This is a genomic window from Microbacterium capsulatum (assembly GCF_030865425.1).
GTDB classification, from domain to species: domain Bacteria; phylum Actinomycetota; class Actinomycetes; order Actinomycetales; family Microbacteriaceae; genus Microbacterium; species Microbacterium capsulatum.
In genome coordinates this window covers 48,142-60,514 of the sequence record NZ_JAVFCB010000005.1, presented here as the reverse complement: position 1 = coordinate 60,514, position 12,373 = coordinate 48,142, and the positions used below count along the sequence as shown (strand labels likewise).

General features: G+C 68.2%; 19 protein-coding genes. 1 reads left to right on the top strand and 18 read right to left on the bottom strand.

Features of this window, described 5'->3' with window-relative positions; translation table 11 throughout:
* Window positions 1–160: 160 nt before the first annotated feature.
* From rplQ to RBR11_RS09845, 7 genes are all read right to left on the bottom strand, one after another.
* A complete protein-coding gene (rplQ, locus tag RBR11_RS09875; protein ID WP_308489161.1) occupies window positions 161–700 on the bottom strand; it encodes a 50S ribosomal protein L17 in 540 nt (179 codons plus the stop codon).
* 35 nt (window positions 701–735) lie between these two features.
* On the bottom strand, window positions 736–1,725 hold the full coding sequence (locus tag RBR11_RS09870; protein ID WP_308489160.1) for a DNA-directed RNA polymerase subunit alpha: 990 nt from the start codon (window positions 1,723–1,725) through the stop codon (window positions 736–738).
* A 132-nt stretch (window positions 1,726–1,857) separates the two neighbouring features.
* Window positions 1,858–2,256 (bottom strand): 30S ribosomal protein S11, encoded by a 399-nt coding sequence (rpsK, locus tag RBR11_RS09865; RefSeq protein ID WP_045249905.1) that lies wholly within the window; start codon window positions 2,254–2,256, stop codon window positions 1,858–1,860.
* Between the two features lie 27 nt (window positions 2,257–2,283).
* Window positions 2,284–2,658, bottom strand: coding sequence for a 30S ribosomal protein S13 (gene rpsM / locus RBR11_RS09860; RefSeq protein WP_159574864.1), 375 nt, complete (start codon window positions 2,656–2,658; stop codon window positions 2,284–2,286).
* A 271-nt stretch (window positions 2,659–2,929) separates the two neighbouring features.
* Window positions 2,930–3,046, bottom strand: coding sequence for a 50S ribosomal protein L36 (gene rpmJ, locus RBR11_RS09855; protein ID WP_005050492.1), 117 nt, complete (start codon window positions 3,044–3,046; stop codon window positions 2,930–2,932).
* A gap of 67 nt (window positions 3,047–3,113) precedes the next feature.
* Window positions 3,114–3,335, bottom strand: coding sequence for a translation initiation factor IF-1 (infA, locus tag RBR11_RS09850; protein WP_018171468.1), 222 nt, complete (start codon window positions 3,333–3,335; stop codon window positions 3,114–3,116).
* A 213-nt stretch (window positions 3,336–3,548) separates the two neighbouring features.
* Window positions 3,549–4,220 (bottom strand): DsbA family protein, encoded by a 672-nt coding sequence (locus RBR11_RS09845; protein WP_308489159.1) that lies wholly within the window; start codon window positions 4,218–4,220, stop codon window positions 3,549–3,551.
* A 361-nt stretch (window positions 4,221–4,581) separates the two neighbouring features.
* Here RBR11_RS09845 and RBR11_RS09840 point away from each other — a divergent pair, with 361 nt between their 5' ends.
* Window positions 4,582–5,598 carry a hypothetical protein gene (locus RBR11_RS09840; protein ID WP_308489158.1) on the top strand — a complete coding sequence of 339 codons (1,017 nt, stop codon included), beginning with the start codon at window positions 4,582–4,584 and terminating at the stop codon, window positions 5,596–5,598.
* A gap of 97 nt (window positions 5,599–5,695) precedes the next feature.
* On the opposite strand, the gene map is transcribed toward RBR11_RS09840, so the two are convergent.
* From map to rplX, 11 genes are all read right to left on the bottom strand, one after another.
* Entirely contained in the window at window positions 5,696–6,547 is an 852-nt protein-coding gene (map, locus tag RBR11_RS09835) for a type I methionyl aminopeptidase (RefSeq protein ID WP_308489157.1), read from the bottom strand.
* Between the two features lies 1 nt (window position 6,548).
* Complete coding sequence (locus tag RBR11_RS09830) at window positions 6,549–7,163, bottom strand: adenylate kinase (protein ID WP_308489156.1); 615 nt, start codon at window positions 7,161–7,163, stop codon at window positions 6,549–6,551.
* Window positions 7,160–8,482, bottom strand: coding sequence for a preprotein translocase subunit SecY (gene secY / locus RBR11_RS09825; protein ID WP_308489155.1), 1,323 nt, complete (start codon window positions 8,480–8,482; stop codon window positions 7,160–7,162). Before secY ends, RBR11_RS09830 begins: the two co-directional genes overlap by 4 nt.
* Before the next feature lie 102 nt (window positions 8,483–8,584).
* On the bottom strand, window positions 8,585–9,097 hold the full coding sequence (gene rplO / locus RBR11_RS09820) for a 50S ribosomal protein L15 (protein ID WP_308489154.1): 513 nt from the start codon (window positions 9,095–9,097) through the stop codon (window positions 8,585–8,587).
* A complete protein-coding gene (gene rpmD, locus RBR11_RS09815; RefSeq protein WP_045249910.1) occupies window positions 9,097–9,282 on the bottom strand; it encodes a 50S ribosomal protein L30 in 186 nt (61 codons plus the stop codon). Before rpmD ends, rplO begins: the two co-directional genes overlap by 1 nt.
* Window positions 9,282–9,971, bottom strand: a complete 690-nt coding sequence (rpsE, locus tag RBR11_RS09810) for a 30S ribosomal protein S5 (RefSeq protein WP_373889790.1) — start codon at window positions 9,969–9,971, stop codon at window positions 9,282–9,284. The genes rpmD and rpsE overlap by 1 nt, the downstream gene beginning before the upstream one ends.
* The gene (rplR, locus tag RBR11_RS09805) at window positions 9,968–10,327 is read right to left on the bottom strand and encodes a 50S ribosomal protein L18 (protein ID WP_308489151.1); all 360 of its coding nucleotides are present in this window, start codon (window positions 10,325–10,327) and stop codon (window positions 9,968–9,970) included. The genes rpsE and rplR overlap by 4 nt, the downstream gene beginning before the upstream one ends.
* A gap of 2 nt (window positions 10,328–10,329) precedes the next feature.
* Window positions 10,330–10,866: a 50S ribosomal protein L6 gene (rplF, locus tag RBR11_RS09800; protein WP_308489150.1), complete on the bottom strand. Its 537-nt coding sequence runs from the start codon at window positions 10,864–10,866 to the stop codon at window positions 10,330–10,332.
* A gap of 6 nt (window positions 10,867–10,872) precedes the next feature.
* A complete protein-coding gene (gene rpsH, locus RBR11_RS09795) occupies window positions 10,873–11,271 on the bottom strand; it encodes a 30S ribosomal protein S8 (protein WP_295014331.1) in 399 nt (132 codons plus the stop codon).
* Window positions 11,272–11,422: 151 nt separating this feature from the next.
* Window positions 11,423–12,013 (bottom strand): 50S ribosomal protein L5, encoded by a 591-nt coding sequence (rplE, locus tag RBR11_RS09790; RefSeq protein ID WP_308489149.1) that lies wholly within the window; start codon window positions 12,011–12,013, stop codon window positions 11,423–11,425.
* Window positions 12,013–12,372 (bottom strand): 50S ribosomal protein L24, encoded by a 360-nt coding sequence (rplX, locus tag RBR11_RS09785; RefSeq protein WP_308489148.1) that lies wholly within the window; start codon window positions 12,370–12,372, stop codon window positions 12,013–12,015. The genes rplE and rplX overlap by 1 nt, the downstream gene beginning before the upstream one ends.
* Between the last annotated feature and the right edge of the window lies 1 nt (window position 12,373).

Genomic DNA, 12,373 nt, shown 5'->3' with positions numbered 1-12,373 from the left:
GGCGCCCCTCGTCGATCCTGCTCGCTGGTCGCGACATGCCCTCATTCCCGGCCGATGGCGACGATTCGCGACCAGCGAGCGGATCCGCGGATCGTTCACCCGCGAAAGACGAAGCCCGCCGCCCCACAGGGGGACGACGGGCTCCGAACGATGAGCGAGCTTACTCGGCGGCCTCGGCGGCAGCCTCGTCGGCGGCGGGCGCCTCCTCGACGACCTCGGCCTCGACCTCGGCCTCGGCGGGGGTCTCGACGACCTCCTCCACGACCTCCTCGACCGGCTCGGCGACCGGAGCGGCCTCGGCCTTGGCGGCGGGCTTCGCGGCCTTCTTCACCTTCGGGGTGACGGGCTCGAGGACGAGCTCGATGACGGCCATGGGGGCGTTGTCGCCCTTGCGGTTGCCGACCTTGGTGATGCGGGTGTAGCCGCCCTCGCGCTCCGCGACCAGCGGGGCGATCTCGGCGAACAGGACGTGCGTCGCCTCCTTGTTGCGCAGGACCGACAGCACGCGACGACGCGCGTGCAGGTCACCGCGCTTGCCGAAGGTGACGAGACGCTCGGCCAGCGGACGCAGGCGCTTGGCCTTGGTCTCGGTGGTCTTGATCGACTTGTGCACGAACAGCTGAGCGGCGAGGTTCGCGAGCAGCAGACGCTCGTGGGCGGGGCCGCCTCCGAGGCGGGGACCCTTCGTGGGCTTGGGCATGTTTTTCTAGCTCCTGGATCGGAAAGGTTCGGGTATCAGAAGGACTCGTCTTCGGAGCCGCCGTAGAAGTGGGCGCCGTCGAAACCGGGCACCGAATCCTTGAGCGACAGGCCGAGCGAGACGAGCTTGTCGCGCACCTCGTCCACCGACTTCTGTCCGAAATTGCGGATGTTCATGAGCTGCGTCTCCGACAGGGCGACGAGCTCGGAAACCGTGTTGATGCCTTCGCGCTTGAGGCAGTTGTACGAGCGGACCGACAGATCGAGGTCCTCGATCGGCATGGACAGCTCGTTCGAGAGGACGGCCTCGACCGGCGCCGGGCCGATCTCGATGCCCTCGGCCTCGACGTTCAGCTCGCGGGCGAGGCCGAACAGCTCGGTCAGCGTGCGACCCGCCGACGCGACGGCGTCGCGCGGGATGATCGCCGACTTCGTCTCGACGTCCAGCACGAGCTTGTCGAAGTCGGTGCGCTCGCCGGCGCGGGTGGCGTCGACGCGGTAGCTGACCTTGAGCACGGGCGAGTAGATCGAGTCGATCGGGATCTGGCCCGCCTCGGCGTACTCGCTGCGGTTCTGAGCGGCCGACACGTAGCCGCGGCCGCGCTCGATGGTGAGCTCGAGCTCGAACTTCGCGGTGTCGTTGAGGGTCGCGATGACCAGCTCGGGGTTGTGCACCTCGACGCCGGCCGGAGCGGAGATGTCCGCCGCGGTGACCTCACCGGCGCCGGTCTTGCGCAGGTAGGCGGTGATCGGCTCGTCGCGCTCCGAGGAGACGACCAGCTGCTTGATGTTGAGGATGATCTCGGTGACATCCTCCTTCACACCGGGGATGGTGCTGAACTCGTGGAGGACGCCGTCGATGCGGACGCTCGTGACGGCCGCGCCGGGGATCGACGAGAGCAGGCTGCGACGCAGCGCGTTGCCGATCGTGTAGCCGAAGCCGGGCTCGAGCGGCTCGATGACGAACCGGCTGCGGTTCTCGGCGATCTTTTCCTCGGTGAGAGTGGGACGCTGTGCGATGAGCACTGTTGTTCCTTTCGATCACGTGCCCGCTATATGACACGTGGGGGGTGAGGTCTTGAGTTGTCTATGACGCGGGCAGTCGCCGCGATGCGCCCCCGGTCCCGAGCGGGTCGGGATCGGAGGCGCAAGAGGCGATCAGACGCGGCGGCGCTTCGGCGGGCGGCAGCCGTTGTGCGCCTGCGGCGTCACATCCTGGATCGAGCCCACCTCGAGGCCGGCGGCCTGCAGCGAGCGGATCGCGGTCTCGCGACCGGAGCCCGGGCCCTTGACGAAGACGTCGACCTTCTTGACGCCGTGCTCCTGCGCCTGGCGGGCGGCGGACTCCGCGGCCATGCCGGCGGCGTACGGCGTCGACTTGCGCGAGCCCTTGAAGCCCACGCCACCGGACGAGGCCCAGCTGATGACAGCGCCGGACGGGTCGGTGATCGAGACGATGGTGTTGTTGAACGTCGACTTGATGTGGGCCTGGCCCAGCGCGATGTTCTTCTTCTCCTTGCGGCGCGGCTTGCGCGCGGCGGCCTTGGGTGCAGCCATGAAAGTGTTCTCCTATTCCCTGGCCGCTTAGCGGGCCTTCTTCTTGCCGGCGACGGTGCGCTTCGGACCCTTGCGGGTGCGCGCGTTGGTCTTGGTGCGCTGACCGCGGACCGGAAGGCCACGACGGTGGCGGAGGCCCTCGTAGGAGCCGATCTCGACCTTGCGGCGGATGTCGGCGGCGACCTCGCGACGGAGGTCACCCTCCACCTTGTAGGTGCCTTCGATGTAGTCGCGGAGGGCGACGAGCTGGTCGTCGGTGAGGTCCTTGACGCGGATCGACTCGTCGATCTCGGTGGCCTTGAGGATCTCGACCGAACGGGTACGGCCGATGCCGTAGATGTACGTGAGGGCGATCACCACGCGCTTGTCGCGCGGGATGTCGACGCCGGCAAGACGTGCCATGCGGTAACTCCTGGAGTGTTGTGGAGGTGTGGAGCAGGATCGGTGCCCGGGCCTCCGCCCGAGGTGTCCCCCTCGCGGGTTCTGATCCTGCCTGTGAAGTGCCGCCCTCTCGGGGTCGTTGCGCGAGGACGCACAGCGACCGAGACGAAACGCGGTCGAATATTCAGTTGTCCTTGCAAGGGGTTTCGCCTCGCTCGCGCTGCGCGCGTGCTCGCTCGACCTTGAGTCGCGAGCGCATCAAGGCGGCTGCGCCGCCGTGATCCGCTCCGACTCAGCCCTGGCGCTGCTTGTGGCGCGGGTTGCTCTTGCAGATCACCATGACGCGGCCGTGGCGGCGGATCACCTTGCAGTGGTCGCAGATCGGCTTGACGCTGGGGTTGACCTTCATGTTGTTTCCTTTATCGCTGTCTTCACCGGGCAGGCGCGGACGCCTGGGGTGTTACTTCTCGACCGGCCTAGCGGTAGCGGTAGACGATGCGGCCGCGCGTGAGGTCGTAGGGCGAGAGCTCCACGACGACGCGATCCTCGGGGATGATGCGGATGTAGTTCTGCCGCATCTTTCCGGAGATCGTTGCAAGAACCTTGTGCCCGTTGCTGAGCTCAACGCGGAACATCGCGTTGGGCAGAGCCTCGGACACGACGCCCTCGATCTCGATGACACCGTCTTTCTTAGCCATAGCCTCGCTGACGCTTCTGCAGACCGGTCGATCTGCGGTGGGTGGGTGGTTGTGATGCCCGCGGATCCGGACACGCCGGACCAAGGCGCAGAGCACCAAAGATCTATGGTAGTCCGCATCCGCGGATCCGCCAAATGGGATCCGGGACGCCGTTCGCGGAAAGGGAGAAGGGCGCGGTCCCGCAGGATCCGCGCCCTTCCGGGACCTGTCCTGCTACTTCAGGTGCGGCAGGATGTCCGCGTTGGGGTTCATCGTGACCGGGATCTGCTTCCCGTTGATCACGAGGGTCGGGGTGCCGCTGGCGCCCTGCGGCAGCTGCGCCGCCTGGGCCCATTTCTGGTACTTGTGCGCCTTGATCTCCTTCTCGAGATCGCTGGTCACGTTGACCCCGGCCTGCTTCGCGATGTCGATGATCTGGTCGTCGGTGAGACCGGCCGAGCCCTCCTGGGGCTGGCCCGCGTAGAGCGCCTGCATGAAGGCGTACGCGTTCTTGTAGTCGTGGATCGCGACGGAGTACATCGCCGACGCGGCGCGGCTGGAGTAGCCGGCGGGCGAGGTGCGGCTGTCGAGGATGGAGACCGGCTGCACCTGCAGGGCGCTCTTGCCGGAGTCGACCTGCTGCTTGATGGTGTCGCCCTCGGACTGCTCGAACTGGTTGCAGATCGGGCAGAGGAAGTCGACGTAGGTCGTGACGGTGTTGGTCTTCGAGTCGCCGAAGACGATCCCGCCCGTGTCGGTGATGTGCGAGCCGACCGGCTTCTCGCCCGGGTCGGTCGCCTTGTTGTTCAGGAACACGACCACACCGACCAGCACGATGAGGACGGCCACCACGGCTGCGGTGACTCCGATGGCGAACCCGTTGGTCCTGCCCTTGGCAGCGGCCATGTATCTCTCTCCCGTTCCGGATCCGCGCACGCGGATCCGATTGCTGTGTCCTCCCATTGTGCCGGATCCGGCTTTGAGGCCCGTGCGAGCCCCGCCCCCGCACGCCGCCCCGCGCCCCGCGCTCCCGCGCCCCGCCCCGCGCGCTCCCGCCTGGCCCCGCGCTCCCGCCTGCCCCCTCACGCGAGAAACCAGATCCAACATGAGACATCAGCCCGGACGTGGTGTCTCGTGCAGATTGTGGTTTCTCGGCACCGTCGCCGGCCGCGTCCGCTCGCTCCGCACAGCGCGGCGCTCGTGCCGGTTCTGCACCGACTGCGGAGGCGGCGCGGATCCGGTGCCGCGTACGGCCCACGATGGCACCATGCCCCTCCTGCTCTCCGACCGCGCCACGACCGCCGCGCCTGTGCCGTTGGTCACCGTCGGCGAGGCGCGCGCCTTCGGGATCCGGATCCGCACGACCGCGTTCGTCAGGATCCGGCCCGGGATCTACGCCGACCGCACGGCCTACGAGGCGCTGAAGCCCTGGGAGCGCTACGCCGTCCGCGTGCACGCGTTCGTTCGCGCGCACCCCGACGCCGCGCTGTGCCTCGAGTCTGCCGCGGTCGTGCACGGACTGCCCCTGTTCGGCGAGACCCGCGACATCCATGTGCACAGCCCCGAGCGGCCGCGCTCACGACGCTTCGGCGATGTGGCCGTGCACACGAGCGAGGACGAGCGTGTTCTCGAGCGGCGGGGCGGGGTGCTCGTCACGTCGCTGCTCGACACCGTCGCCGACCTCGGCCGGGCGCTGCCCCCGGCGCGTGCCCTGGCGGTGTTCGACGCTGCGCTCTCCCCCGCTCAGGGTGGCCCGCTGAGCCTTGGCCGTCTGCGCGGGCTCGGTGCCTCCCGGGTGTCGTCGCGCGGTTCCGCACGGCAGCGCTGGCTGTGGGAGCATGCCGACGATCGTGCCGAATCGCCCGCGGAGAGCGTCAGTCGCGCCGTGATCGAATGGTCCGGGTTCCCGCGACCGGAGCTGCAGAGGGTGTTCCACTACGAGGGCGCGGAGGATCGCGTGGACTTCCACTTCCCGGGCTCGCGCGTCATCGGCGAGGCGGACGGCTGGGGAAAGTACGGATTCGAGGACCCCGACGCCGCCGCCGAACGCCTGATCGAGGAGAAGCGACGCGAGGACAGGCTCCGACGGCACGGACACCCGTTCGGCCGCTGGGATCTCGCCGACGCATGGCGGGTGACACCGCTGCAGAGAGCGCTGACCACCGCGGGCGTCGCGTACGCGCGACCCGCCGACCCGGTCATGCTGCACACGCTGCAGGACCGCCGCCGTGACGCGCCACGGCGTTCTCCCGGGGCGTTCGCTGCGCGAGAAACCAGATCCTGAACGAGACACCAATCCAGGCCCGATGTCTCATGCCGAATGTGGTTTCTCGCCCGCGGACCACGCGGCGCGGGGCGGAGGACCGGCGCGGCCCGGCGCCTCAGGCGGGGATGGGCGCGGGCGTGATGCCGAAGGGGGCCAGGCCCGCCCGGCCGCCGTCCTCGGCGGTGAGCACCCAGATGCCGTCGTCGTGCAGCGCGACGCTGTGCTCCCAGTGCGAGCCGTCGGATCCGTCGGTCGTCGTGACGGTCCAGTCGTCGTCCTCGACGTACGTCCGGTCGGATCCGGAGGTCACCATCGGCTCGATCGCCAGCACGAGACCCGGGCGCACCTCGGCGCCGCGGTCGGACGTGCGGTAGTTGAACAGGCTGGGCGCCTCGTGCATCTTGCGGCCGATGCCGTGACCGACGTACTCGCGGAGGATCCCGTACTCCGGCGCGACGGAACTCGGGCCCGCGCCGAGGATGTGGTCCTCGATCGCGGCGGAGATGTCGCCGAGGTGCGAGGCGGTCGCCATGGCGGCGATGCCGGCCCACATGGACCCCTCGGTCACCCGGGAGAGGTCCTCGCGGGCGGACACCAGCTCGGGCTGCGCGGGATCCGGCACGACCACGGTGATCGCGCTGTCGCCGTTCCAGCCGCGGAACTGCGCCCCGCAGTCGATCGAGACGATGTCACCGGGCTGCAGCACCCGCGATCCCGGGATCCCGTGCACGACCTGGTCGTTCACGGAGATGCAGGTCGCGTGCCGGTAGCCGCGCACGAGCTTGAAGTTCGACTCCGCGCCGCGCTCCCGGATCACGCGGTCGGCGATCGCGTCCAGCTCCCCCGTGCTGACGCCGGGGGCGACGGCCGCGCGGACGGCGGTCAGCGCCGCGGCGGTGATGAGTCCGGGGTCGACCATCGAGCGCAGCTGCGCCGGGCTCTTGTAGATCGAGCGGCGGAACGCCACGTCAGACCGCAGCCGTGCGCACGATCCCGCGCGCCGCGAGGGCCGCGAAGATGCGCTCCGTGATCTCGTCGAGGCCGCCGACGCCGTCGATCCGCTCCACGATCCCGCGGGCGCCGAACGCCTCGAGGATCGGGGCGGTCTGCGCCTCGTAGATGTCCAGGCGGTGCGCGATCATCTCCGGGGTGTCGTCGGAGCGGCCCTGCTCGGCCGAACGCAGGTTGAGCCGGGCGATGCTCTCCTCACGGGGCACGTCGAGCTGGATCACGACGTCGAGCGACGTGCCCTGGGCGGCGAGGATCTCGTTCAGGTGCTGCACCTGGGCCGCGTTGCGCGGGTAGCCGTCGAGCAGGAAGCCGTCCTCCGCGTCCGGCTGCGACAGACGGTCGCTGACCAGCGCGCCGGTCAGCTCGTCCGAGACCAGGTCGCCGGCGTCGAGGATCGCGGTGACCTGCTTGCCGAGCTCGGTGCCCGCCTTGATGTTGGCGCGGAAGATGTCGCCGGTGGAGACCTCGGGGATGCCGAAGGCCTCGGCGATCCGCAGACCCTGCGTGCCCTTGCCGGAGCCCTGCGGGCCGACGATCAGAAGTCGCGCGGTGGTGTGTGCGGATGCCGTCATCGGAGAAGCCCTTCGTAGTGTCGCTGCTGCAGCTGCGCGTCGATCTGCTTGACCGTCTCCAGTCCCACACCGACGATGATGAGGATCGAGGCGCCGCCGAACGGGAAGTTCTGGTTCGCCCCGACCGTGGCCAGAGCGATCAGCGGGACCAGCGCGATCAGGCCGAGGTAGAGGGATCCGGGCAGCGTGATCCGGGTGAGCACGTAGTCGAGGTACTCGGCGGTCGGACGTCCGGCGCGGATCCCCGGGATGAACCCGCCGTACTTCTTCATGTTGTCGGCGACCTCGACCGGGTTGAACGTGATCGCGACGTAGAAGTAGGTGAAGCCGATGATCAGGAGGAAGTACACCGCCATGTAGATGGGGTGGTCGCCCTTGACGAAGTAGGTCATGATCCAGGTCGCCCACGCCGGCGGCGTCTTGCCGTCCTGCGGGATGTTGAACTGCGCCACGAGCATCGGGATGTACAGCAGCGACGAGGCGAAGATGACCGGGATCACGCCCGCCATGTTCACCTTGATCGGGATGTACGTGTTGGTGCCGCCGTACGTGCGCCGGCCGACCATGCGCTTGGCGTACTGCACGGGGATCCGTCGCTGGGACTGCTCGATGAAGACGACGAGCGACATCACGACGATGCCGACGGCGAGGACGAGGAGGAAGACCTCGAAGCCGCGGGTCTGCCAGATGCTCCACATCGCGCCGGGGAAGGTCGCGGCGATCGACGTGAAGATGAGCAGCGACATGCCGTTGCCGATGCCCTTCTCGGTGACGAGCTCGGCGAACCACATGATGAGGCCGGTGCCGGCCGTCAGCGCGATGATCATGAGCAGCTGCGCGTACCACACGTCGTTGGTGAGCAGCTGCTTGCAGGCGGCGACGCCGGTCTGACCGAAGAGCTGGCCGCTGCGGGCCACGGTGACGAGCGTCGTGGACTGCAGCAGCGCCAGCGCGATCGTCAGGTAACGGGTGTACTGGGTGAGCTTGGCCTGACCGGCCTGGCCCTCCTTGTGGAGGGTCTCGAAGTGCGGGATGACCACGCGCAGCAGCTGGGTGATGATCGAGGCCGTGATGTACGGCATGACTCCGAGGGCGAAGATCGACAGCTTCAGCAGCGCGCCGCCGGAGAAGAGGTTCACGAGACCGAGCAGACCCTCGGTTCCGCTGTTCGACGCGAGGCATGCGGCGACGTTCGGGAAACTCACGAACGGCGCGGGGACGGTGGATCCGAGGCGGTACACGGCGATGATCGCGATCGTGAAGCCGATCTTGCGACGAAGATCCGGCGTGCGGAAGATCCGCGCGATGGCGCTAAACAAAAGCTTGCCTCCTGAAGGGGACGAGCGTCCGATATCTGGACACTCAGAACCCAGGGTAACGCAAGAGGGGCCGGAGAAATCTCCGGCCCCTCTCGACGGGTGTTACTTGACGGATCCGCCGGCGGCGACGATCTTCTGCTCCGCGGAGCTGGAGACCTTGTCGACCGACACGGTCAGGGCCACGGCGATGTCACCGTTGCCCAGGACCTTGACCTTCTCGTTCTTGCGGACCGCGCCCTTGGCGACCAGGTCGGCGACGGTGACGTCGCCCCCGGCCGGGTAGAGCTCGGCGAGCTTGTCCAGGTTCACGACCTGGTACTCGACGCGGAACGGGTTCTTGAAGCCGCGCAGCTTCGGGGTGCGCATGTGCAGCGGCATCTGCCCACCCTCGAAACCGACGCGAACGGTGTTGCGGGCCTTGGTGCCCTTGGTGCCGCGACCGGCGGTCTTGCCCTTGGAGCCCTCACCGCGACCCACGCGGGTCTTGGCGGTGTTGGCGCCGGGGACCGGACGCAGGTGGTGCACCTTCAGGACGCCGGGACGCGAGACGGGAGCCTCGGCGACGGCCTTCTTCGCGGCGGGCTTCTTGGCCGCCGCTTCCTTCTTCTCAGCCATTAGTCGATCTCCTCAACCTTGACGAGGTGAGCGACCGCGCGGACGTAGCCGCGGGTCTGAGCGTCGTCGGGACGGACGACCGAGTCGCCGATCCGCTTGAGGCCGAGCGAACGCAGCGTGTCGCGCTGGTTCTGCTTCTCGCTCACCTTGGACTTGACCTGCGTGACCTTGAGGCGCGCAGCCATCAGACACCTGCCTTCTGCGCGGCGATGGCCTCGGCCTCGGCGCGGACGAGACGCGCCGGGGCGACCTGGTCGAACTCGAGGCCACGACGCGCGGCGACCGCACGGGGCTCCTCGAGCTGCTTCAGGGCCTCCACCGTCGCGTGCACGATGTTGATCGTGTTGGACGAGCCGAGCGACTTGGACAGCACGTCGTGGATACCGGCGCACTCGAGCACGGCGCGGACCGGGCCACCGGCGATGACACCGGTACCGGCAGCGGCCGGACGCAGCAGCACGACGCCGGCGGCGGCCTCGCCCTGCACCGGGTGCGGGATGGTCGACGCGGAGCGCGGCACGCGGAAGAAGTTGCGCTTGGCCTCCTCGACACCCTTCGAGATCGCGAGCGGGACCTCGCGGGCCTTGCCGTAGCCGACACCCACGAGACCGTTGCCGTCACCCACCACGACGAGCGCGGTGAAGCTGAAGCGACGGCCGCCCTTGACGACCTTCGACACGCGGTTGATGGTCACCACGCGCTCGAGGAACTGGTTGTCCGCGCGGTCGCGCGAGTTGCGGTCACGGCCGCCCTGGCCGCGGTCGCGGCCACCACGGCCGCCGCGGCGCTCGTCGCGCTGCGGAGCCTCGGAACCGGCCGCGTTCTCGGCGGCAGGAGCCGTCTCGGTCACTTCGTTCTCCTTGATGTCACTCACAGTGCCAGCCCCCCTTCACGGGCGCCATCGGCGATGGCCGCGACGCGACCGGCGTACCGGTTGCCGCCGCGGTCGAACACGGCCTCGGACACGCCGGCGGCCTTCGCGCGCTCGGCGACGAGCTCGCCGACCTTGCGGGCCTTGGCGGTCTTGTCACCGTCGAACGCGCGCAGGTCGGTCTCGAGGGTGGAGGCAGAGGCCACGGTGTGGCCCTTGCTGTCGTCGACCAGCTGCACGAAGACGTGACGGGCGGAGCGGGTGACGACGAGACGCGGACGCGCCTCGGTGCCAACGACCTTCTTGCGAAGGCGGGCGTGACGACGCGAACGGGCGTCGGACTTCGACTTGATCGCCATGGTTACTTACCACTCTTTCCGGCCTTGCGGCGCACGATCTCGCCCGCGTAGCGAACGCCCTTGCCCTTGTACGGCTCAGGCTTGCGGATCTTGCGGATGTTCGCAGCCGCCTCACCGACGGCCTGCTTCGAGATGCCGCTGACGGTGAGCTTGTTGGTGCCCTCGACCGTCAGGGTGATGCCGGCGGGCGGGTCGACCAGCACGGGGTGCGAGAAGCCGAGAGCGAACTCGACCGAGTCGCCCTTCTGCTGCACGCGGTAACCGGTGCCGACGACCTCGAGGCCCTTGGTGTAGCCCTGGGTCACGCCGATGATGTCGTTGCTGATGAGGGTGCGGGTCAGGCCGTGCAGCGAACGCGAGGCGCGCTCGTCGTCCGGACGGGTGACGAGAACCTGGTTCTCCTCGACCGACACCGCGATGGGGGAGGCCACGGTGAGCGAGAGCTCGCCCTTCGGGCCCTTCACCGACACCTCGCGGCCGTCGACCGAGACGGTCACGCCCGCGGGGATCTCGATGGGAAGTCGTCCAATACGCGACATTTCAGATCACCACACGTAGGCGAGAACTTCTCCGCCCACGCCCTTCTGCTCTGCCTGACGGTCCGTGAGCAGACCGGAGGAGGTGGACAGGATCGCGACGCCGAGGCCACCGAGCACCTTGGGGAGCTCCGTCGACTTCGCGTACACGCGGAGACCGGGCTTCGACACGCGCTTGATGCCCGCGATCGACCGCTCCCGGTTCGGGCCGTACTTCAGCTCGATCGTGAGGTTCTTGCCGACACGGGCGTCGGAGACCTCCCAACCGGCGATGTAGCCCTCCTGCTGGAGGATCTCGGCGATGTGGGTCTTGAGCTTGCTCGACGGCAGGGTCACGGAGTCGTGGTGCGCCGAGTTCGCGTTGCGCAGACGGGTCAGCAGATCTGCGACCGGGTCTGTCATCGTCATAGTTGTCTTCTTTCGTTCATGAGGTTCCGGCTGCCGTTACACGGCAGACGGCCTGCGATGAGCACGCAATTTTCAATTGTACGTCAAGCGCGACACGCCCGAAGACCGGATCCTGGGAGGACTCCCCGGATCCGGTCTTCGAGACGAGGTCTTACGCCTGCGCGTCGGCCGCGCGGAACGGGAAGCCGAGGTGACGCAGGAGCGCGCGACCCTCTTCGTCGTTCTTCGCGGTGGTGACGATCGTGATGTCGAAGCCGCGGACGCGGTCGATCTTGTCCTGATCGATCTCGTGGAACACGCTCTGCTCGGTGAGACCGAACGTGTAGTTCCCGTTGCCGTCGAACTGCTTGTCCGAGAGACCGCGGAAGTCGCGGATACGGGGCAGGGCGAGGTTCACCAGACGGTCCACGAACTCCCAGGCGCGGTCGCCACGGAGGGTGACGTGCGCGCCGATGGGCTGACCCTCGCGCAGCTTGAACTGCGCGATGGACTTGCGGGCCTTCGTGACGATCGGCTTCTGGCCGGTGATCTTGGTGAGGTCGTCGACCGCACCCTCGATCACCTTGGAGTCGCGCGCCGCCTCACCGACACCGGTGTTGACGACGACCTTGACCAGACCCGGGATCTGCATGACGTTGGCATAGCCGAACTCGTCCTGCAGAGCCTTCTTGATCTCGGTGTTGTACTTCTGCTTCAGGCGCGGCTGGATCTTGCCAGCCGGCGCGGCAGTCTCGGTGCTCATCAGAGGTCCTTACCGCTCTTCTTCGCGTAGCGCACGCGGACGGTGCGCTTCACGCCGTCCTTGACCTGCTCCTCGACGCGGTGACCGACACGGGTCGGCTTCTTCGTCTCGGGGTCGACCAGGGCGACGTTCGAGATGTGGATGGGAGCCTCGATGGTCTCGATGCCGCCCGTCTTGGTGCCACGCTGCGTCTGGCCGACGCGGGTGTGCTTGGTGGCGTAGTTCACGCCTTCGACGATGACGCGGTTCTGCTCGACGAGGACCTCGAGGACCTTGCCCTGCTTCCCGCGGTCGCCGCCCTTGGCCTGGGTGCGACCGGAGATGACCTGAACCAGGTCGCCCTTCTTGATGTTCGCCATG